The organism is Kitasatospora sp. NPDC041988 (genome assembly GCF_055588525.1).
Window position 1 is genome coordinate 202,683 of the sequence record NZ_JBVJCO010000005.1, and the last position, 20,118, is coordinate 222,800.

The window sequence follows — 20,118 nt, forward strand, 5'->3', positions numbered from 1 at the left end:
TTTGGGGGGGGGGGGGGGGGGGGGGGGGGGGGGGGGGAGGGGACACCCCCCCCCCCCCCCCCCCCCCCCCCCCCCCCCCCCCCCCCCCCCCCCCCCGCTTCGGCGGCTCTCAGGCCGTGGGACCTCTCACTCCTGCTTCTCGCCCGAGGCGAAGCGGGAGATGATCAGCGCGACGATGATGATCGCGCCGTTGAGGAACTGGTTCCACAGCGGCGGCACGCCCGCGAGGGTCATGACGTTGACCACGAGCTGGAGGGTCAGCACACCGGTCAGGGCGCCGAAGAGGGTGCCGCGGCCGCCGTTGAGGCTGACGCCGCCGATGACGGTGGCGGCGAAGACCTGGAAGATCCAGCCGTTGCCCTGGTCGGCGGAGATGGAGCCGTAGTGGCCGGTGTAGAGGACGCCGGCGAAGGCGGCCAGCAGGCCACCGAGGATCAGCACGATCCAGGTGATCCGGTCGACCCGGATGCCCGCGGCTCGGGCGGCCTCGGAGTTGCCGCCGATCGCGTACAGGGCACGGCCGTGGCGCAGCCAGGCGAGGGCGCAGCCGCCGGCCAGGAAGAGCAGGGCGCAGATCCAGATGGCCGCCGGGACGCCGAGCCAGCTGGTGCTGCCGAGGTAGGTGAAGGAGCCGGGCAGGTTGACGATCGACTGGCCCTGGGAGATCGCGACCTGGAGGCCGCGGAGCAGGGTGAGCGCGCCGAGGGTGACGATGAAGCCGTTGAGGCGCAGCTTGAGGATGAGGAACCCGTTGATCGCCCCGATGAGCGCGCCGACGGCCAGGCACAGCGGGATGGCCGTCCAGGAGGGGAAGAGCCCGAGGCCGTTGAAGCGCGCGCCGTGGTCGGGGAGGACCAGCCAGACGGCGATGACGGGGGCCACGCCGATCGTGGATTCCAGGGACAGGTCCATCCGGCCGACGATCAGGATCAGCGCCTCGGCCAGGACCAGCAGGCTCAGTTCGGTGGCCTGCTGGCCGACGCCCAGGAGGTTGTCGGAGGTGAGGAAGGCGGGTGAGACGGCGAAGCCGATGACGCCCAGGACGAGCAGGACCGGTACGAGCGACAGGTCGCGGTAGCGGGCGAGGTCGAAGCGCCGGCCGGCCGGTACGGCGGGGGCGGTGGCCGCGTGCGCGCGGACCTCAGTGGTGGGAGACATTGCGTTCCTTCGTGTCGGTCGGGCCGGGCATGCCCTCCATGGCTGCGACCAGCTGTTCATCGCTCCAGCCGTGCTCGAACTCGGCGACGACGCGGCCGTGGAACATGGCCACGACGCGGTCGCAGACCCGCAGGTCGTCGAGTTCGTCGGACACGATCAGGGCGCTCCTCCCGGCGTCGGCGACCTCGCGGACGGTGCCGAGCAGGGACTCCTTGGATTTGACGTCGACGCCGTTGGTGGGCCGGATGGCCACCAGGACGTGCGGCTCGGTGGCCAGCGCCCGCGCGATGACCACCTTCTGCTGGTTGCCGCCGGACAGGGCGGACACCGGGGCCGAGGGGCCGGGCGTCTTGATGTCGAGGTCGCCGATCATCCGCTCGGCGAAGGCCCGGGTCCGGGAGGGCAGTACCGTGCCGAACGGCCCGAGCTGGTCGGTGACGGTCAGGGTGGCGTTCTCGGCGACGCTGCGCTGCGGGATGAGGCCCTGGATGTGCCGGTCCTCGGGCACGAACCCGATGCCGGCCGCGAGAGCGGCGGGAACCCGACCGGTGCGCACCGGTCGGCCCGCGACGCTGATCGTGCCGGCCTGCGGGCGGTGCAGGCCGGCGACGGTCTCGCCGAGCCGGACGTTGCCGCTGGCGGCCGCTCCGGCCAGGCCCACGACCTCGCCGGCCCGCGCGGTCAGGGAGACGTCCTGGTAGGCACCGGCCAGGCTCAGGCCCGAGACGTCCAGCAGCGGGGCACCGTCGGGGCGCGTCCGGCCGGTCACCGACCAGGCGGGTTCGCTTCCCCGGGAGCTCTCGCCGGTCATCGCCTCCACCAGGGCCTGCTGGTCGAGTTCGGCGACCGGTGCGGTGATGATGTGCCGGGCGTCGCGGTAGACCGTGACGGTGCTGCAGAGGTCGTAGACCTCCTGCAGGTGATGGGAGATGAACAGGAAGGCGACGCCCTGTTCCTGCAGTGAGCGCAGCTTGTCGAAGAGCCGTTCGATGCCGCGCGCGTCGAGCTTGGCGGTGGGCTCGTCCAGGATGATGAAGCGGGCCCCGAAGGACAGCGCCCGCGCGATCTCGACGAACTGGCGCTGCTCGACACTCAGCTCCTCGGCGCGCGCGGTCGGGTCGACGTCCACGCCGTACTCGGCGAGCAGCTCGGTGGCGCGGCCGCGCAGCTGCTTCCAGCTGATCGGGCGCAGGACGCCTTTGCCCGGCCTGTCCAGGCTGTGTCTGTTCAAGAACAGGTTCTCGGCGACGGTCAGCGCGGGGATGATGGTGGAGCGCTGGTAGACGCAGGCGACCCGGGAGCGCCAGGCGTCGGTGTCACCGGGGGCCGGGGCCTGCTCGCCGTCGAAGCGAAGGGTGCCCGTGTCCGGGTTCTGCAGGCCGGTGAGGATCGACACGAGCGTGGACTTGCCCGCGCCGTTGCGGCCCACCAGGGCGTGCGACTCGCCGGGCGCGACCGAGATGCGGGCGTCGCTGAGGGCGACGGTGGCGCCGAAGCGCTTGCTGATCCCGTCGGCCTCGACGACGGGGCCCCGGACGGGGCTGGGGTCCGCCATGGCGGGGATGTCCTTTCCGCAGGATCCGTGAGCGGCGGCCTCGGAGGGGGAGTCCGTGCCGCCGCTGACGAGGGGTCAGTGGGGTTACTTGCCGACGCCGTTGCCCCAGAGGGACTTGTCGTCGACGTTCTCCTTGGTGACCAGGGGGGCGGGGAGCTGGTCCTCCAGGCCGTTGGGCAGCTGGATGATGGTCGACTGGTGGTCGGTCGCGCCGGGCTGGAAGGTCTTGCCCTCGGCGGCGGCCTGTGCGTAGTACAGGGCGTACTTGGCGTAGAGGTCGGCGGGCTGGGAGATGGTCGCGTCGATGTCGCCCTTGCGGATCGCGTCGAACTCCTGCGGGATGCCGTCGTTGGAGACGATGGCGATGTGGCCGGGCTGGCCGGTGGGCTTGAGCAGGCCCTTCTGCTGGAGCAGGGCGAGGGTGGGCTGCAGGAAGACGCCGCCGGCCTGCATGTAGACGCCGCCCAGGTCCGGGTTGGCGGCCAGAGTGGACTGGAGCTTGGCGGAGGCGACGTCGCCCTTCCAGTCGGTGGCCAGCTCGATCACCTGGATGTCGGGGAACTTCTCCTTCATGCAGGCGGCGAAGGCCTCCGAGCGGTCGCGGCCGTTGACGGAGCTCAGCGCGCCCTGGAGTTCGGCGACCTTGCCCTTGCCGCCGAGCTGCTGGCCGAGGAACTCACAGGCCTTGGTGCCGTACGCCTTGTTGTCGGCGCGGACCACCATGTAGACGTTGCCCTTGTCGGGGCGGGTGTCGACGCTGATCACGGGGATCTTCTTGGCGGACAGCTGGTCGAGGGTGGAGGCGATCGCGCCGGTGTCCTGCGGGGCCATGACGACGGCCTTGGCGCCGGTGTTCTGGAAGACCTGGACGTTGGCGACCAGCTTGGTGACGTCGTTCTGCGAGTTGCTGACCGGCAGGGTGTTGAGGCCCTGGGCGGTGGCGTCCTGCTTGACGTACTGCGCGTAGGAGTTCCAGAAGTCGGAGTCCGCACGCGGGAGGTCGATGCCGAGCGCCGGCTTGCCGCCGGCGGCGGAGTCCGTCGCGCTGCCGCGGTTGCAGGCCGTGGCGAACCCCGCCAGGACGACCACGGCGGCGGCCGTGGCCGCGATTCTGGAGGAGCGAGGCTTCATGGTGCTGATCTCCTTGGCTGGGATGTCCGGGCTCCCCTGTGGGGGTGGGGAGGCGGTGTGGTGGGAGGCCGATAGGCCCGTCCCGGTGGGGCGAAGCGGGTGTGGGAGCCGGCCCCCTTCCAGCCCTCACCAGGAGGGCGGCCGGTTCCTGGTCGCGGCGGTCCGTGCAGACGGCGCCGGCTCGCGCTTCCCACAGTCATCGGATGGCTTGCGGGTCACGAGGACCATACGAGCCTGACATCTGCCTGACAAGAGGAAACCTCGGATGATTCTCAACCGTAACGTCCAGGTTTCCGCACCGTGTCACGGGTGAAGTGCCAGTTCCGCTCTGAGCTGCATATTTGACGGATGGTTGGAGGGCGTACGAGCCGGGCTGACCGGCAAACATCGGAGGACTTCTTGCGGTGATGTGACGGGGGCTCGTATGGTCAGGGCGTCACGAATACATCCGATGTGTTGGCCGGTGAAGACTCCGGCTCGCAGACCTATGACGGGAGTCAGGGCATGAAGCTACTGCGGATCGGACCGGCGGGAGAAGAGGTTCCGGCAGCTCTCGGCGACGACGGCCGGGCCTTCGCGCTCACGGGCCTGACCAGTGACATCGACGGGGCGTTCCTCGCCTCGGACGGGATCGACCGCGTCCGCGCCGCCCTGGCCGCCGGAGAGCTCCCCCCGATCGACCCGGCCGGCCTGCGGATCGGCGCCCCCGTCGCGCGGCCGGGCAAGGTGGTCTGCATCGGCCTCAACTACCGCGACCACGCAGAGGAGACCGGCGCTGCCGTCCCCGCCCGGCCGGTGGTCTTCATGAAGGACCCGTCCACCGTGGTCGGCCCCCACGACCGGGTGCTGATCCCGCGCGGCTCGGCCAAGACCGACTGGGAGGTCGAACTCGCGGTCGTGATCGGCCGCGAGGCCCGCTATCTCGACTCGCCCCAGCAGGCCCTCGCCCATGTCGCGGGTTACGCGATCAGCAACGACGTGTCCGAGCGGGAGTTCCAGCTCGAATACTCCGCCCAGTGGGACCTCGGAAAGTCCTGCGAGACCTTCAACCCGCTCGGCCCCTGGCTGGTCACCCCGGACGAGGCCGGCGATGTGCGGGCCCTCGGCCTTCATCTGGCCGTCAACGACGAGACCCGCCAGGACGGCAACACCAAGAACATGATCTTCGACGTCCCGTACCTGGTCTGGTACCTCAGCCAGTACATGGTGCTGCGCCCCGGAGACGTCATCAACACCGGCACCCCGGCCGGCGTGGCCCTGGGCCTGCCCGGCACCCCCTACCTGCGCGCCGGCGACGCCGTCGAGCTGACCATCGACGGCCTCGGCACCCAGCGCCAGACCTTCGCCAACGCGTGAAAGGCACCACGTTGTCCGCAACCACACCGCGGATCACCGCCGTCGACACCTACGACATCCGCTTCCCCACCTCGCGGGAGCTGGACGGGTCCGACGCGATGAATCCCGACCCCGACTACTCCGCCGCCTACGTCATCCTGCGCACCTCCGACGGCGAGCCCGAGGGCCACGGGTTCACCTTCACCATCGGCCGCGGCAACGACGTCCAGGTCGCCGCCATCGACGCGCTGCGCCCGCACGTCGTCGGACGGTCCGTCGCCGAGCTGTGCGCCGACCCCGGCTCCCTCTCCCGCGACCTGATCGGCGACAGCCAGCTGCGCTGGCTCGGCCCCGAGAAGGGCGTGATGCACATGGCCGTCGGAGCCGTCCTCAACGCCGTCTGGGACCTCGCCGCCAAGCGTGAGGGCAAGCCGCTGTGGCAGCTGCTCGCCGACGCCGACCCCGAGTGGCTGGTGTCCCAGGTCGACTTCCGCTACATCGCCGACGCGCTGACGCCCGACGAGGCCCTCGAACTGCTGCGCAAGGGCAGACAGGGCGCCGCCGACCGTTCCCGGCACCTGCGGCAGGTCGGCTACCCCGCCTACACCACCTCGCCCGGCTGGCTCGGCTACAGCGACGAGAAGCTCACCCGCCTCGCCGAGCAGGCGGTGGCCGACGGCTTCACCCAGATCAAGCTGAAGGTCGGCGCCGACCTGGAGGACGACATCCGCCGCTGCCGCGCCGCCCGCGAGGCCGTCGGCCCGGGCATCCGGATGGCGATCGACGCCAACCAGCGCTGGAACGTCGCCGAGGCGATCGAGTGGACGACTGCGCTCGCCGAGTTCGACCCCTACTGGATCGAGGAGCCCACCAGTCCCGACGACGTCCTCGGCCACGCCGCCATCCGGCGCGGTGTCCACCCGATCAAGGTCGCCACCGGCGAGCACGTGCAGAACCGGATCGTCTTCAAGCAGCTGCTCCAGGCCGGCGCCATCGACGTCCTCCAGCTGGACTCGGCCCGGGTGGCCGGCGTCAACGAGAACCTCGCCATCCTGCTGCTAGCCGCCAGGTTCGATGTCCCGGTCTGCCCGCACGCCGGCGGCGTGGGCCTGTGCGAACTCGTCCAGCACCTGTCGATGTTCGACTACGTCGCGCTCGCCGGCACCACCGAGGACCGGGTGATCGAGTTCGTCGACCACCTGCACCAGCACTTCCTCGACCCGGTGGTCATCGACAACGGCCACTACCGGGCACCCACCGCGCCCGGGTTCTCCGCCGAGATGGACCAGGCCGCCATCGACACCTACCGCTACCCCGACGGCGCCTTCTGGGCAGCCGACCTGGCCGGCGGAGACAAGGAGGAGCTTTCATGAGGACAGACCTCGACGGGCTCACCGCCCTGGTCACCGGCGGCGCCTCCGGCATCGGCCTGGCCGCCGCCCGACTGCTCGGCGAACGCGGTGCGGACGTCGCCGTCCTCGACCTCGACCCGAGCGGTGTCCGCACCCCGCTGCGCGGCTTCACCGCCGACGTCGCCGACGACCACTCCGTACGCGCGGCCGTCCAGGCGGCGGCCGTGGCACTCGGCGGGATCGACATCCTGGTCAACAACGCCGGCATCGGCGCCGCCGGAACCGTGGAGGACAACCCGGACGAGCAGTGGCACCGCGTCCTGGACGTCAACGTGCTCGGCATCGTCCGCACCACCCGCGCCGCCCTGCCGTACCTGCGCCGCTCCGCCTCCGCCTCGGTGGTCAACACCTGCTCGATCGCCGCCACCGCCGGACTGCCGCAGCGCGCGCTGTACTCGGCGAGCAAGGGCGCCGTCCTCTCGCTCACCCTGGCCATGGCCGCCGACCACGTCCGCGAGGGCATCCGGGTCAACTGCGTCAACCCGGGCACCGTCGACACCCCGTGGGTCGCACGGCTGCTCGACGCCGCCGACGACCCGGCCGCCGAGCGCGCCGCACTGAACGCCCGCCAGCCCACCGGCCGGCTGGTCACCGCCGAGGAGGTCGCCGCCGCCATCGCCTACCTCGCCTCCCCGGCCGCCGCGAGTGTCACCGGCACCGCTCTCGCGGTCGACGGCGGTATGGCCGGCCTGCGCCTGCGACCGGAGCCACGCCCGTGAAGCTGCGCCGCAACCCGCTCGGCCGCAGCACGGCCCGGGTCACCGAACTCGCCTTCGGCGCCGCCGGCATCGGCAACCTGTTCACCCCGGTCACCGACGAGCAGGCCGAACAGGCCGTCACCGCCGCCTGGGAGTCCGGCGTACGGTACTTCGACACCGCCCCGCACTACGGCCTGGGCCTGTCCGAGCGGCGACTCGGCGAGGCCCTGCGGGCGTTCCCCCGGGAGCAGTACACGATCTCCACGAAGGTCGGACGCCTGCTGGAGCCGGCCCCCTCCGGCGGCGACGACCTGGCCAACGGCTTCGCCGTGCCCGCCACCCACCACCGCGTCTGGGACTTCAGCGCCCAGGGGGTGCGCCACTCCATCGAGGACAGCCTGAACCGGCTCGGCCTCGACCGGATCGACATCGCCTACCTGCACGACCCCGACGACCACGCCGAACAGGCACTCACCGAGGCCTACCCGGAACTCGAACGCCTGCGCGCCGAAGGCGTCCTGGGAGCGATCGGCGTCGGCATGAACCAGGCCGAGCTGCCCGCCCGGTTCATCCGCGAGACCGACCTCGACGTCGTCCTGCTGGCCGGCCGCTACAGCCTCCTCGACCAACGGGGCCTTGCGGAACTGCTGCCACTGGCCCACCGGCGCGGCGTCGGCGTCGTGATCGGCGGCGTCTTCAACTCCGGCCTGCTCGCCGACCCGCGGCCCGGCGCCACCTTCGACTACACCGCGGCCCCGGCGGACCTGCTCGCCAGGGCGACCGACCTCAAGGCCGTCTGCGAGCGGCACGGCGTACCGCTGCGCGCCGCCGCCCTGCGGTTCCCGTTCGGGCACCCGGCGGTGGCGAGCGTGCTGGTCGGCACCCGCAGCGCCGGCGAGGTCCGGGACGCCGCCGCCATGCTCCAGCACCCCGTTCCGGCGGCGCTCTGGGCAGAGTTCAAGGAACGCGGTCTGCTGCCCGCGGACGTCCCGACCCCCGAGGAGGTGAGCTGATGCGCATCGCCCTGTTCATCACCTGCTTCAACGACACGATGTTTCCCGACACCGGCCGCGCGGTGGTGACGGTTCTGGAGCGGCTCGGCCACCGCGTCGAGTTCCCCCGGGAACAGACCTGCTGCGGCCAGATGCACTTCAACACCGGCTACCGCCCCGACGCCCTCCCGCTGGTGACCCGCTTCGCCAGGACCTTCGCCGACTACGACGCCGTGGTCACCCCGTCCGCCTCCTGCGCCGGGATGGTCCGCGACAACCACCCCCTGCTCGCCCGGGAGTACGGACATCCTGACCTCCAGCGGCAGGTCACCGAACTGGTGCCCCGTGTTCACGAGTTCACCGAGTTCCTGACCGACGTCCTCGGCGTCACGGACGTCGGTGCCCGCTTCCCGCACCGCGTCGCCTACCACCCCACCTGCCACTCCCTGCGCGGCCTGCGCCTCGGCGACCGCCCGGACCGCCTGCTGCGCGCCGTCCGGGACATCGACTTGGTCGACCTCCCCGCGGCCGACTCCTGCTGCGGCTTCGGCGGCACCTTCGCCGTCAAGAACGCCGACACCTCCGCCGCGATGCTCGCCGACAAGAACGCCGCCGTCCTGGACAGCGGAGCCGAGGTCCTGTGCGCCGCCGACAACTCCTGCCTGATGCACATCGGCGGCGGACTGTCCCGCCACGGCTCGGCCGTGCGGACCATGCACCTGGCCGAGATCCTCGCCGCCACCGAAGGAACCGCACGATGAGCAACCCCGGCAGCCGTGGCGTCGTCTGGCTCGGCGCCCCGTCCTTCCCCGACGCCGCCCGCGAGGCGCTCGGCAACACCCAGCTGCGCGCCAACCTGAAACGCGCCACCACCACCATCCGCGACAAGCGGCTCGCGGTCGCCTCCGAACTGGACGACTGGGAACAACTGCGCGACGCCGCCGCCGCGATCAAGAACCGCACCTCACGCCACCTCGACCACTACCTCGTCCAGTTGGAGGCCGCCGTCACCGCCGCGGGCGGCACCGTGCACTGGGCCTCGGACGCCGCCGAGGCCAACCGCATCGTCACCGAACTCGTGAAGGCCACCGGCGAACGCGAGGTCGTGAAGATCAAGTCCATGGCGACCCAGGAGATCGGCCTCAACGAAGCCCTCGCCGAATCCGGCATCACCGCCTACGAGACCGACCTCGCCGAACTCATCGTCCAACTCGGCGACGACCGCCCCTCCCACATCCTCGTCCCCGCGATCCACCGCAACCGGACCGAGATCCGTGACCTCTTCGCCGCCGAGATGGGCAACTGGGGTCGACCCGCACCGGACGGCCTCGCCGACGACCCCAAGGCGCTGGCGGAGGCGGCCCGACTGCACCTGAGGGAGAAGTTCCTCACCGCCAAGGTGGCCGTCTCGGGCGCCAACTTCGCCGTCGCCGACACCGGCACGGTCGTCGTCGTGGAGTCCGAGGGCAACGGCCGGATGTGCCTCACCCTGCCCGAAACCCTCATCACCGTCATGGGCATCGAGAAGACCGTCCCCACCTGGTCGGACCTGGAGGTCTTCCTCCAACTGCTGCCCCGCTCCTCCACCGGCGAGCGGATGAACCCCTACACCTCCACCTGGACCGGGCTGGGTCCGACCGGAGTGGCCGACGGCGACGGACCGCAGGAGTTCCACCTGGTACTGCTCGACAACGGCCGCACCGACACCCTCGCCGACGAGGTCGGACGGCAGGTACTCGGCTGCATCCGCTGCTCGGCCTGCCTCAACGTCTGCCCCGTCTTCGAGCGAACCGGCGGCCACGCCTACGGCTCGGTGTACCCCGGACCGATCGGTGCCGTCCTCACCCCGCAGCTGGTCGGGGTGGAGCAGGCCGCCACACTGCCGTTCGCGTCCACGCTCTGCGGGGCCTGCTACGACGCCTGCCCAGTGAAGATCAACATCCCCGAGGTGCTGGCCCACCTGCGCGCCAAGGCCGTCGAGAGCAAGCCGAAGCGGGCGGAGGCACTGGCCATGAAGGCCGCCTCCACCGTCCTCGACTCCCCGCGCCTGCTCTCCGCGGCCCAGAAGGCCGCCGCCATCGGCGGCAGGGTCCTTGCCAGGGACGGGCGGATCGGCTGGCTGCCAGGCCCGTTGCACGGCTGGTCGGACACCCGCGACACCCCCGCACCTCCGGCAGAATCCTTCCGCACCTGGTGGCGCAAGAACAGGGAAGGCGAACGATGAGCAGCCGTGAGGCAGTCCTCGGCCGCATCCGGGCGGCGCTCGCCGACGTCCCCGCCGACGAACGGCCCGACGACGTCCCCGTACCGCGCGCCTACCGCCGCAGCCACACCGAGCCGGGCGAGGACACCGTCGCCCTGTTCGCCGAGCGGGTCGCCGACTACCGCGCGAACGTCACGCGTACCGACCAGGCGGGCCTGCCGGCCGCCATCGCCGCCGCGCTCACCGCGTGCGGGGCAAAGAACCTGGCACTGCCCGGCGGCTTTCCCGTCGAGCTGCTACCGCCCGGCGACTGGCAGTGGCACCGGGAACCGCTGGACGTCCAGGCCCTGAACGCCTTGGACGGCGCCTGCACCCTCGCCGCCGCCGGCATCGCCGTCACCGGGACCGTCGTCCTCGACACCGGCCCGGGCCAGGGCCGCCGCACCCTCACCCTCGTCCCCGACTACCATCTGTGCGTCATCCGCGCCGGACAGATCGCCGCCGACGTCCCCGACGCCCTCGCCCGCCTCGACCCCGCGCTGCCGCTGACCTTCATCTCGGGACCCTCCGCCACCAGCGACATCGAACTCGACCGCGTCGAGGGCGTGCACGGCCCCCGCACCCTGCACGTCATCATCGTCGACCACCCCACCCACCCGGAGCAGCCATGAGTGTCGCCCTGCACACCCGCCTCCGCCCGGACCGGATCGCCGAGTACGAGGCCGCCCACCGGGACGTGCCCGCCGACCTCGTCGCAGCCATCCGGGCCGCCGGCGTCACCTCGTGGAGGATCTGGCGCAGCGGTTGCGACCTGTTCCACCTGCTGGAGTGCGAGGACTACGCCCGGCTCCTCGCCGAACTGGAGCACCTCCCGGTCAACGTCGCCTGGCAGGAGAAGATGGGCGAACTGCTCGACATCAGCCACGACTACTCCGACGCCGGTGCCGGGGCCGGCCTCCCGGTGGTGTGGGAGCTGTGACCGGACGTCAGATCATCGACGCGCACCACCACGTCTGGGACCTCGACACGCGGCCGCAGCCCTGGATCAGCGGCGAGGCCCTCGCTCCGCTGGCCCGCTCCTTCACCGCCGCCGACCTCGCCCCCGAGGCCGCGGAGGCCGGAGTGGCCGCCACGGTCGTCGTGCAGACCGTCTGCGTCCCCGAGGAGACCCCCGAACTGCTGGCGTTGGCCGACGGCAGCGACCTGATCGCCGGCGTCGTCGGCTGGACCGACCTCACCGCCCCCGACGTTGCCGACGCGATCGCCGCCCTGCGCGAACTCCCCGGCGGGGAACGACTGGTGGGCATCAGGCACCAGGTCCAGGAGGAACCTGACCCCGAGTGGCTGCTGCGCTCCGACGTCCAGCGCGGCCTGCTCGCCGTCGCCGAGGCCGGCCTCGCCTACGACCTCGTCGTCAAGCCGCACCAGCTGCCCGCCGCCGCCCTCGCGGCCGCCCGGCTCACCGGCCTGACGTTCGTCCTCGACCACCTCGGCAAGCCCCTGATCGCCGACGGCACGCTCGACCCCTGGGCAGCGGACCTGCGCCGCCTGGCCGCGCTGCCCAACACCGTGGGAAAGCTCTCCGGCCTGGTGACGGAAGCCGCCCCCGGCCGGTGGCGGACGGAGGACCTCACGCCGTACGCCGACACCGCCCTGGAGGCCTTCGGCCCGCAACGGCTCCTCTTCGGCTCCGACTGGCCGGTCTGCACCCTGGAGGCCGGCTACACCGAGGTCACCCGGATCACCCGGCACCTCGTGGACGGGCTCAGCGCGGGGGAGAAGGACGCGGTGTTCCGGCACAACGCCGTCCGCGTGTACGGGCTCGGCGCCCCGCGTCGGCCCGCCGGGACCGTAGCCGCCCCGGGCGAACCGTAGACGCCCCGGGCGGAGTGCGGCCCGCCCGGGGCGGACGGCCCCTGGTGGATCTTGCCTGATGGCCTTGACCTATCGCGGTCAAGGACATCTCCGGGCGGGTGCCATGGAAGCTATGCTGCAACGATCAGGACCAGGGAGGCAACGGCGTGCCAGTCACCGACTCGGCGATCGAGAAGATCAAAGCCATGATCGTCAGTGGTGAGCTGCGCCCCGGTTCGCGACTCCCCAAGGAGGCCGACCTGGCCGAGCGGCTCGGTCTGTCGCGCAACTCCCTGCGTGAGGCGGTGAAGGCCCTCTCACTCATCCGGGTGCTCGACGTACGCCAGGGCGACGGCACGTACGTGACGAGTCTTGAGCCCAACCTGCTGCTGGACGCGCTGGGCTTCGTCGTCGACTTCCACCAGGACGACTCGGTGCTGGAGTTCCTGGAGGTCCGTCGCATTCTGGAGCCCGCCGCCGCAGCCATGGCCGCCCGGGTGATGCCGGACGAGGACATCGCCGCGCTCGGGGAGGTCCTGGAGAGCCTGAGCGACGACGCCACCCTGCAAGAGCTGATCGACAACGACCTCGAGTTCCACCGCAGGATCGCGGCCGGGTCGGGCAACACCGTCCTGTGCTCGCTCGTGGACGGCCTGTCCGGCCCGACCGCCCGGGCGAGGATCTGGCGCGGGCTGACCGAGGAAGGCGCGGTCGACCGTACCCGCCAGCAGCACCACGCCATCCTCGACGCCATCGCCCACCGCCGCCCCGACCTCGCGCACGCCTGGGCGACGGTGCACGTGGCAGGCGTCGAGCAGTGGCTGCGGGACACCCTCGGCGCAGCCGGATCCTCGCTCGGCTGACCCGGGGCAGGTGCTTCACGGGACGCGACCTCCGCACAGGCGGGGGCTGTGGACGAAGCCGCTCGGCACTCTGGCGAAGTCCCGACCCGTGGCATCGGTGGTGATCCGCTTCGCGCTCGAGTCCGACCAGGCCCTTGATACTCGCAGTTCACGCGGCGAGAGCCGACCTGGACGTGCCTGAAGATCCACAAGCAACGAACCTTCTGCCGGCTGGGTGCCGATTTCATGGTGCGTGCGCGCACTACCATCCCGCGAGGGCGGGCGAGCCGTCCCGTCCCTCCGACTTGGCTGACCGGCGCTGCCATGAGTGTGAGGCAGCCGTGCGTGCGCAGCAACTGCGGGTGTTGTCCCGGAAGCGAGCTCCTGCGCCAGGTGGCACAGCAGGTGCACGTCTGTCCCTGGGCGGGGAGCCGCGGAGAACGCGGGCCGCTGGCGCCGGTCGGCGCCCCCACCCGGCTCAGGCGTCCGTCGTCGGGACGAGGGTGTTCTCGTTGGTGCGGCCGGCTCCGAAGTCCGCGATGTTGCGGGCGGTGGCGCCGATGATCTGGCCGACGGCGGTGCGGGTGAAGTAGGCCTGGTGGGAGGTGACCAGGACTTGGGGGAAGGTCATCAGGCGGGCGAGGGTGTCGTCGCTGATGCCCTCGACCGAGCGGTCGTAGAAGAAGACGCCGGTCTCCTCCTCGTAGACGTCCAGGCCGACGCCGGAGAGCCGGCCGGCGCGCAGGGTCTCGACCAGGGCGGCGGTGTCGACGAGGCCGCCGCGGCTGGAGTTGACGAGGATCGCGTCGTCCTTCATGCGGGCCAGTGCGGCGGCGTCGATGAGGTGGTGGGTGGCGGGCAGCAGGGGGACGTGCAGGCTGATCAGGTCGGAGCGGGAGAGGAGCTCGGGCAGTTCGGTGTAGGCCATGCCTAGGTCGACGCAGACGGGGTTGGGGGCGATGTCCCAGCCGAGGAGCTCGGTGCCGAAGCCGTGGGCGATCCGGGCGAAGCACTCGCCGATCTTGCCGGTGCCGATGACGCCGACGGTCATGCCGTGGATGTCGCGGCCGAGCAGCCCGTCGAGGCGGAAGTCGAACTCGCGCGAGCGGTTCGCGGCCCGGGTGAGGCGGCGGTTGACGGCCAGGGCCAGCGCCCAGGCGTGTTCGGCGACGGCGAACGGGCTGTAGTGGGAGACCCGCGCGACGGTGAGGCCGAGCTCGGCGGCGGCGTCCAGGTCGATGTTGTTGAAGCCGGTGGAGCGCTGGGCGATCAGTCTGGTGCCGCCGGCCGCGAGGAGGGTGAGGGTGCCGGCGTCGAGGACGTCGTTGACGCTGCTGCTGACGGCCGGGTAGCCGGCGGCCAGCGGGGCGGTGTCGCGGTTGAGGAAGACGCTCAGGCAGCGCAGCTCGTGCCGGCCCGCGAACGCCTGCTCCAGCAGCGGCCGTTCGTCGGCCTGTACGCCGTACGCGAGGATCTCCATCGGCTGCTTCCTCCCTGTGGTCCGACGGTGGTCGCAGCGGTCCGGCGGTGGTCCGGCGGTGGTCTGTTCCACCGGTCGCGCCCCGCCGGTCCCGCTCCACCGGTCACGCTAGCCCGTGCGCGAGGGCGTCGTGCGGGAACGACACCGGCCCCCGAGCGGGTGCTCGGGGGCCGGTGGCAGAGGGCGGGGGAGGGTCAGAGGACCGTCTCCGCCTCCAGGTAGCGCTCCTGCGGCACGGTCTTCAGCTCGGCGACGGCCTCGCTCAGCGGCACCAGGTTGATGTTGGTGCCCTGCAGCGCGGTGATGTGGCCGAAGGCGCCCTTGTGGACGGCCTCCACGGCGTGCCAGCCGAACCGGGTGGCCAGCACCCGGTCGTACGCGGTCGGGGTGCCGCCGCGCTGGGTGTGGCCGAGGATCACCGGGCGGGCCTCCTTGCCGAGCCGGTGCTCCAGCTCGCGGGAGAGCTGGGTGGCGATGCCGGTGAACCGCTCGTGACCGTAGATGTCCTTGCTGCCCTCTTCCCAGTGCATGGTGCCGGGCTCGGGCTTGGCGCCCTCGGCGCAGACCACGATCGCGAACTTCTTCTGCCGGTCGAAGCGTTCGCGGACGACGGCGGTGAGCTTGTCGATGTGGAACGGGCGCTCCGGGACGACGATCGCGTGGGCGCCGGCGGCCATGCCCGCGTTCAGCGCGATCCAGCCGGTGTGGCGGCCCATGACCTCGACGACCATGACGCGCTGGTGCGACTCGGCGGTCGTCTTCAGCCGGTCCAGGGCCTCGGTGGCGACCGAGACGGCGGTGTCGAAGCCGAAGGTGACGTCGGTGGAGGCGATGTCGTTGTCGATGGTCTTCGGCACGCCGACGATCGGCAGACCCGCGTCGCTCATCAGCTTGGCGGCCTTGAGGGTGCCCTCGCCGCCGATCGGGATGACGGCGTCCAGACCGAGGTCCGCGCAGTACCGCTTGGCGCGCTCGACGCCGTCCCGCAGGTGGCTCGGCTGCACCCGTGAGGAGCCGAGGATGGTGCCGCCCTGGGCGAGGATGCCGCTCACCGAATCCAGGGTCAGGGGGCGGTGGACGCCCTCCAGGAAACCGCGCCAGCCGTCCTCGAACCCGATGATCTCGTCGCCGTGGTCGACCACCCCCCGGTGGACCACGGAACGGATCACCGCGTTCAGGCCGGGGCAGTCACCGCCGCTGGTCAGCACTCCAATACGCATTGCTTTGCAACTCCCGTGCAGAACCGAGGAACGGCCGGACTACAGGCTGGGACGACGAACCGTCACCGTAGCGGCCCCGTTCCACGCCGTGATGGCGGGGAGATGACCGTGGGGTGAAGGACCGGCCGATCCGGACAGAACATCCGAAACCGGCCGTGAGTGTCGAGCATACGGCTCCTGCGTCCGGCCGGGCAGGAGCCGACGCGGGAGCGGCGCCGTCGGCGCCCCCGCGCGGAAGTGCAGCCTGCTGCCGAGGAGGGTGTGCAGCCGGCAACCCCATTGTCGTACGTCCGGGCCCGTCCGTGGACCGGGTGACCGCATCGCGGGCACCCGGTCGGAGCGGACCGGCGCACGACAGCGTGCGTTACGCGGGGCGCGAAGTGGCCGCGATGCGCTCGGCGCGCAGCGCGTCGTACCAGGTGGTGTCGGCCGGCGGCAGGGCGTTGACGTCCAGCGCCAGCTTGATCAGCATGTCCGCCACGGCGGGGTTGCGGGCCATCACGGGCCCGTGCAGGTAGGTGCCGAAGACGGTGTCCCGCCAGGCGCCCTCGGTGCCGTCCCCGGTGCCGTTGCCCCGGCCGGCGGTGACGTTGGCCAGGGGCTGGACGCCCTGGCCGAGGTGGGTGACGCCCTGGTGGTTCTCGAAGCCGGTCAGCTGCGGCAGGCCGAGGCGCGGGTCGACATCGGCCAGCACGTCGCCGACGCAGCGGGCGCCCTCGCCGCGGGTGGTCCAGACGTCGAGCAGGCCGAGGCCCGGCTCGCGCTCGCCGAGGTCGTTGACGAACTCGTGGCCGAGGATCTGGTAGCCGGCGCAGACGGCGAAGATGATCGCGCCGTTCTCGGCGGCCCGGACCAGGCCGCTGTCGTTGCGCAGCCGCTCGGCGGCCAGCCGCTGCGGCCGGTCCTCGCCGCCGCCGATCAGGTAGATGTCCCCGCTGGTGGGCACCGCCTGGTCGGACCGGACGTCGATCCGGGTCACGTTGAGATGGCGCTGGCGGGCCCGGCGCTCCACGACCAGGGCGTTGCCCCGGTCGCCGTAGGTGCTGAGCAGGTCCGGGTAGACCCAGACCACGCGCAGGCTGCTCTCACTCATCCTCGAAGGCCTTCCGTCACGCAAACTCGATGGGGCTGCTGGGGCCTGGCCGGCCGATCCTGTCGTACTGCCGGGCCCCCGGCCGGCATCAGCCGGCCACGACCTTCCGCAGCTGCTGGAAGGCGGTGTAGTTGGCGATCGCCTCGATCCGGCCGGGCGGCGCCATCCGGACGGCCTGCTCCAGCGAGTCCACCACGTGGAACTGCAGCCCGGCGACCTCCAGGCGGACGGCCAGGTCCAGCTTGCGCTGGCCCATCACGAAGACGGGGTGGCCGGCGAGGCGCTCGTAGTCGACGTCCCAGAGCCAGGAGGTGTCGGTGCCGTCGGCGTCGAGCGCGTTGACGGAGAGGATGACCGGCGCGGGCGGGCCGTCGATCAGCGAGAAGGTCTCCAGCCAGCCGGCCGGGTTCTTGGCCAGCAGCAGCCTTATGTCGCGGCCCTGGTACTGGACGACGTCGTAGCGGCCGGCCACGGCCGTCACCGACTGCATCCGCTCCAGCGCGACCTGCGGGGAGACGCCGAAGACGGCGGCCACGGCGGCGGAGCTGGTGGCGTTGGCCAGGTTGGCCCGGCCGGGCAGCTGGAGCCGGATGGGCCAGGCGCCGCGCTGCGGGTCGATCACGTGGGTGCCCTGGAGCGCCCAGTGCGGGTTGGGGCGGCGGAAGCCGCACTCCTGGCAGAACCAGTCGTCGCCGGGGCGCTGCATCACGCCGCCGCAGGCGGGGCAGGACCAGGCGTCTTCCTTCCAGGCCTGCCCGGCGGCCACCCAGACCACCTTCTTGCAGGAGGAGGCGGCCCAGGTCACCAGCGGGTCGTCGGCGTTGGCGATGACCACGGCCTCGGTGTCCTGGAGGCCCTCGCGCCACTTCTCGGCCATCATCCGGGTCTCGGCGGCGCGGTCGAGCTGGTCGCGGGAGAGGTTGAGCAGGGCGATCGCCTTCGGGTGGGTGTCGCGGGCGACCCCGGCCAGGTACTTCTCGTCCACCTCGATGACGCCGAAGCGGGCCTCCGAGCCGCCGGCCAGGGCGGAGGTGATGCCGGCCGGCATGTTGGCGCCCAGGGCGTTGGAGACCACCGGGCCGGCGGCGCGCAGCGCCTCGGCGATCAGCCGGGTGGTCGTGGTCTTGCCGTTGGTGGCGCTGACCAGCACCACGTCCAGGTGGTCGGCGAGAGTGGCGAGCAGATCGGGGTCGAGCTTGAGGGCGATCTTGCCGCCGATCACCGAGCCGCTGCCTCGGCCCGCCTTCTGGGACAGGGCGGCGGCCACCTTGCCGGCCGTGACCGCGATCTTGGCGCGGGCGGGCAGCGAGGCGTCGCGTGCGCCTGTGGGCTCCGATTCGGTGCCTGCCATGCTCAGTGGTTCCTCCTTGCTGCGGCACCGCCCGGGGCCGGATAACGGGCCGTCGGGCGGCGGGGACGGGGCCAGCCTACCGACTCCGCCGCCCGGCTCGACGATCCGGACCCCGCGCCGCCTGCTGCGACGGCCCCGGCGGGCCCGCCGGCGGGCCCCTGACGTGCCGTCAGGAAAGGCGGTGTACGGACGGGCCTTTCGCTGCTGGGGACGCTGTTGTGGCGCCCGGCGGTTCCCGGTGGGCGGGAGCGCGACCGGGCCGGACGGCGGGGTCGCCGTCCGGCCCGGGGTGCGCCGTGAGGATGTGGTGAAGAAACGATCACCTGCCTGGCCGGGTCGGCCAGGGGACGGGCAGCTCCTCGGCCGCCTCGGCCAGGTGCGCCGTGATCACCAGGGTGCCCTCCTCGACCTGGTAGTCCAGCGGGGCGGCCAGCTTGCGCATGGTGGCGATCAGCCCGGTGTTGGAGGACTGCGTCACGGCGTACACCGTCTCCACACCGGCCTCCAGGGCCAGCGCCGACATCCGCCGCATCAGGTCCAGCCCCAGCCCGCGCCGCTGCCAGGCATCCTCGACCAGCACCGCGACCTCGGCGCTGTCGTCGTCCCACATCAGGTGCCCCAGGGCGACGATCCGCCCGTCGGCGGCCTCCACCGTCAGCGTCTGGCCGTGCCGGGCGTCCAGCAGGTGGTCCAGGTAGCGGTCGGCGTCCCGGACCGGGCCGTGGTAGCGCTTGCGCAGGGTGTCGGGGGAGCAGCGGTGGTGCATGGCCAGCGCCGCCGCCTTGTCACCGGCGTCCGCGCGCCGCACGGTCAGGTCGGCCCCGGCGGGCTGGGCCAGCCTGGCCCGGACGTCCGGCACCCGGGGGCCGAGCAGGGTGTCCAACTCCACCAGGGCCTGCGCCCGGGCGAACTCGGTCGGGGTGAACGGCAGGTGCGGGCGGCTGAGCTCGATCAGGTCACCGGACGGCACCGGCAGCCGCATCACATGCCCGTCCACCCCGGCACCGCCGCGCTTGGCCGCACCCGGGTACTGCCGGATGGTGCACTGCCCGAAGAGCTGGCGCAGCGCGATCGGCAGCTCGGCGGCGTCCAGCGCGGTGCGGGTCGCCAGCGCCAGCACATGGGTGGGCACGTCCACCAGGTCGTGCGCGTCGGCCGGGGCGCTCCAGATGTCGTGCCCGCCGGCCGCCGCCACCAGCGCGGCCAGGTCGGCCCGGGTCAGCGTCCGGGGCGCGCGGACGAAGAACTCGTCCACGGTGCCGCTGGGCAGCGGGTGCGACTGCATCGAGACGATGTTGACCTGCCGCTCCGCGAAGGCCAGGCAGACCCGGGCCAGGCTGCCGGGGGAGTCCTGCACGGTGGTGCGCACCCGCCAGAGCGTGGTCTGCTCGAAGTCGTGCAGCGGCCCCTTCAACGGCTCCTTCGCGGCTTCCGGCGCGCCGGGTACGGCCGGGGGTGCGTCCGGGGCCGGCGGCCCGTGCAAGTGGTGGCGGTGCGACCACCAGGTGTGGAAGAGCGCCGTGGCCACCAGGGCGACCGCGGAGGCGGCCAGCACCACCGGGCCGTCCGGGCCGTGCACCACGACCTTGGCCACCAGGTCGGCCGCGGTCACCGAGAGGAAGACCGCGGCGAGCTCCACGGTGTCGCGGCGCCAGCGAGGGGTTCTGGCGCCGCGCCGCTGGGCACGGGAGGGGGTCGGCGTCGGGGTCGAGGTCGGTCCGGTCGTCGTCAGCTGCTCCGTGTGCTCCATGCCATCAATCTGCCGCCCCGGTGTTTCACGATCACGAATCCCCC

Annotated in this window: 18 protein-coding genes; 10 read left to right on the plus strand and 8 right to left on the minus strand. The window is 72.1% G+C overall.

The window, feature by feature from the left end:
• Positions 1-126 precede the first annotated feature (126 nt).
• From ACZ6NC_RS08090 to ACZ6NC_RS08100, 3 genes are all read right to left on the minus strand, one after another.
• Positions 127-1,158: an ABC transporter permease gene (locus ACZ6NC_RS08090; RefSeq protein WP_396323088.1), complete on the minus strand. Its 1,032-nt coding sequence runs from the start codon at positions 1,156-1,158 to the stop codon at positions 127-129.
• Positions 1,142-2,713, minus strand: coding sequence for a sugar ABC transporter ATP-binding protein (locus tag ACZ6NC_RS08095; RefSeq protein WP_465730149.1), 1,572 nt, complete (start codon positions 2,711-2,713; stop codon positions 1,142-1,144). The genes ACZ6NC_RS08090 and ACZ6NC_RS08095 overlap by 17 nt, the downstream gene beginning before the upstream one ends.
• An 84-nt stretch (positions 2,714-2,797) precedes the next feature.
• Complete coding sequence (locus tag ACZ6NC_RS08100; protein WP_465730151.1) at positions 2,798-3,844, minus strand: sugar ABC transporter substrate-binding protein; 1,047 nt, start codon at positions 3,842-3,844, stop codon at positions 2,798-2,800.
• Between the two features lie 504 nt (positions 3,845-4,348).
• Here ACZ6NC_RS08100 and ACZ6NC_RS08105 point away from each other — a divergent pair.
• The 10 genes from ACZ6NC_RS08105 (at position 4,349) to ACZ6NC_RS08150 (ending at position 13,201) form a co-directional block, all read left to right on the plus strand.
• Positions 4,349-5,200, plus strand: coding sequence for a fumarylacetoacetate hydrolase family protein (locus ACZ6NC_RS08105; RefSeq protein WP_465730153.1), 852 nt, complete (start codon positions 4,349-4,351; stop codon positions 5,198-5,200).
• Between the two features lie 11 nt (positions 5,201-5,211).
• Positions 5,212-6,552 carry an L-fuconate dehydratase gene (locus tag ACZ6NC_RS08110; protein WP_465730155.1) on the plus strand — a complete coding sequence of 447 codons (1,341 nt, stop codon included), beginning with the start codon at positions 5,212-5,214 and terminating at the stop codon, positions 6,550-6,552.
• A complete protein-coding gene (locus tag ACZ6NC_RS08115) occupies positions 6,549-7,310 on the plus strand; it encodes an SDR family NAD(P)-dependent oxidoreductase (RefSeq protein WP_465730157.1) in 762 nt (253 codons plus the stop codon). Before ACZ6NC_RS08110 ends, ACZ6NC_RS08115 begins: the two co-directional genes overlap by 4 nt.
• A gap of 2 nt (positions 7,311-7,312) precedes the next feature.
• Positions 7,313-8,302, plus strand: coding sequence for an aldo/keto reductase (locus tag ACZ6NC_RS08120; RefSeq protein ID WP_465730236.1), 990 nt, complete (start codon positions 7,313-7,315; stop codon positions 8,300-8,302).
• Positions 8,302-9,042, plus strand: a complete 741-nt coding sequence (locus ACZ6NC_RS08125) for a (Fe-S)-binding protein (RefSeq protein WP_465730159.1) — start codon at positions 8,302-8,304, stop codon at positions 9,040-9,042. Before ACZ6NC_RS08120 ends, ACZ6NC_RS08125 begins: the two co-directional genes overlap by 1 nt.
• On the plus strand, positions 9,039-10,505 hold the full coding sequence (locus tag ACZ6NC_RS08130; RefSeq protein WP_465730161.1) for a LutB/LldF family L-lactate oxidation iron-sulfur protein: 1,467 nt from the start codon (positions 9,039-9,041) through the stop codon (positions 10,503-10,505). The genes ACZ6NC_RS08125 and ACZ6NC_RS08130 overlap by 4 nt, the downstream gene beginning before the upstream one ends.
• Entirely contained in the window at positions 10,502-11,155 is a 654-nt protein-coding gene (locus tag ACZ6NC_RS08135; RefSeq protein WP_465730163.1) for a LutC/YkgG family protein, read from the plus strand. Before ACZ6NC_RS08130 ends, ACZ6NC_RS08135 begins: the two co-directional genes overlap by 4 nt.
• Complete coding sequence (locus ACZ6NC_RS08140) at positions 11,152-11,463, plus strand: L-rhamnose mutarotase (RefSeq protein WP_465730164.1); 312 nt, start codon at positions 11,152-11,154, stop codon at positions 11,461-11,463. Before ACZ6NC_RS08135 ends, ACZ6NC_RS08140 begins: the two co-directional genes overlap by 4 nt.
• Entirely contained in the window at positions 11,460-12,359 is a 900-nt protein-coding gene (locus ACZ6NC_RS08145; RefSeq protein WP_465730166.1) for an amidohydrolase family protein, read from the plus strand. Before ACZ6NC_RS08140 ends, ACZ6NC_RS08145 begins: the two co-directional genes overlap by 4 nt.
• Positions 12,360-12,505: 146 nt before the next feature.
• Positions 12,506-13,201, plus strand: a complete 696-nt coding sequence (locus tag ACZ6NC_RS08150; RefSeq protein ID WP_465730168.1) for a FadR/GntR family transcriptional regulator — start codon at positions 12,506-12,508, stop codon at positions 13,199-13,201.
• A 457-nt stretch (positions 13,202-13,658) separates the two neighbouring features.
• Here ACZ6NC_RS08150 and ACZ6NC_RS08155 read toward each other — a convergent pair whose 3' ends face one another.
• The 5 genes from ACZ6NC_RS08155 to ACZ6NC_RS08175 all read right to left on the minus strand — a co-directional run bounded on the left by ACZ6NC_RS08155 (position 13,659) and on the right by ACZ6NC_RS08175 (position 20,074).
• Positions 13,659-14,660 (minus strand): 2-hydroxyacid dehydrogenase, encoded by a 1,002-nt coding sequence (locus tag ACZ6NC_RS08155; protein ID WP_465730170.1) that lies wholly within the window; start codon positions 14,658-14,660, stop codon positions 13,659-13,661.
• A gap of 194 nt (positions 14,661-14,854) precedes the next feature.
• Positions 14,855-15,880: a 6-phosphofructokinase gene (locus tag ACZ6NC_RS08160; RefSeq protein WP_465730172.1), complete on the minus strand. Its 1,026-nt coding sequence runs from the start codon at positions 15,878-15,880 to the stop codon at positions 14,855-14,857.
• A gap of 364 nt (positions 15,881-16,244) precedes the next feature.
• Positions 16,245-16,973, minus strand: coding sequence for a type 1 glutamine amidotransferase (locus tag ACZ6NC_RS08165; protein WP_465730174.1), 729 nt, complete (start codon positions 16,971-16,973; stop codon positions 16,245-16,247).
• Between the two features lie 88 nt (positions 16,974-17,061).
• Positions 17,062-18,324 (minus strand): MurT ligase domain-containing protein, encoded by a 1,263-nt coding sequence (locus ACZ6NC_RS08170; protein WP_465730176.1) that lies wholly within the window; start codon positions 18,322-18,324, stop codon positions 17,062-17,064.
• 319 nt (positions 18,325-18,643) lie between these two features.
• Positions 18,644-20,074 carry a GNAT family N-acetyltransferase gene (locus ACZ6NC_RS08175; protein ID WP_465730178.1) on the minus strand — a complete coding sequence of 477 codons (1,431 nt, stop codon included), beginning with the start codon at positions 20,072-20,074 and terminating at the stop codon, positions 18,644-18,646.
• Between the last annotated feature and the right edge of the window lie 44 nt (positions 20,075-20,118).

What these genes read in the sequence shown, in the direction of transcription:
- ACZ6NC_RS08140 (WP_465730164.1), top strand. Translation starts at nt 11,152, where the DNA reads ATGAGTGTCGCCCTGCACACCCGCCTCCGCCCGGACCGGATCGCCGAG.
- ACZ6NC_RS08090 (WP_396323088.1), bottom strand. Translation starts at nt 1,158, where the DNA reads ATGTCTCCCACCACTGAGGTCCGCGCGCACGCGGCCACCGCCCCCGCC.
- ACZ6NC_RS08160 (WP_465730172.1), bottom strand. Translation starts at nt 15,880, where the DNA reads ATGCGTATTGGAGTGCTGACCAGCGGCGGTGACTGCCCCGGCCTGAAC.
- ACZ6NC_RS08170 (WP_465730176.1), bottom strand. Translation starts at nt 18,324, where the DNA reads ATGGCAGGCACCGAATCGGAGCCCACAGGCGCACGCGACGCCTCGCTG.
- ACZ6NC_RS08155 (WP_465730170.1), bottom strand. Translation starts at nt 14,660, where the DNA reads ATGGAGATCCTCGCGTACGGCGTACAGGCCGACGAACGGCCGCTGCTG.
- ACZ6NC_RS08115 (WP_465730157.1), top strand. Translation starts at nt 6,549, where the DNA reads ATGAGGACAGACCTCGACGGGCTCACCGCCCTGGTCACCGGCGGCGCC.
- ACZ6NC_RS08175 (WP_465730178.1), bottom strand. Translation starts at nt 20,074, where the DNA reads ATGGAGCACACGGAGCAGCTGACGACGACCGGACCGACCTCGACCCCG.
- ACZ6NC_RS08095 (WP_465730149.1), bottom strand. Translation starts at nt 2,713, where the DNA reads ATGGCGGACCCCAGCCCCGTCCGGGGCCCCGTCGTCGAGGCCGACGGG.
- ACZ6NC_RS08135 (WP_465730163.1), top strand. Translation starts at nt 10,502, where the DNA reads ATGAGCAGCCGTGAGGCAGTCCTCGGCCGCATCCGGGCGGCGCTCGCC.
- ACZ6NC_RS08100 (WP_465730151.1), bottom strand. Translation starts at nt 3,844, where the DNA reads ATGAAGCCTCGCTCCTCCAGAATCGCGGCCACGGCCGCCGCCGTGGTC.
- ACZ6NC_RS08165 (WP_465730174.1), bottom strand. Translation starts at nt 16,973, where the DNA reads ATGAGTGAGAGCAGCCTGCGCGTGGTCTGGGTCTACCCGGACCTGCTC.
- ACZ6NC_RS08125 (WP_465730159.1), top strand. Translation starts at nt 8,302, where the DNA reads ATGCGCATCGCCCTGTTCATCACCTGCTTCAACGACACGATGTTTCCC.
- ACZ6NC_RS08130 (WP_465730161.1), top strand. Translation starts at nt 9,039, where the DNA reads ATGAGCAACCCCGGCAGCCGTGGCGTCGTCTGGCTCGGCGCCCCGTCC.
- ACZ6NC_RS08105 (WP_465730153.1), top strand. Translation starts at nt 4,349, where the DNA reads ATGAAGCTACTGCGGATCGGACCGGCGGGAGAAGAGGTTCCGGCAGCT.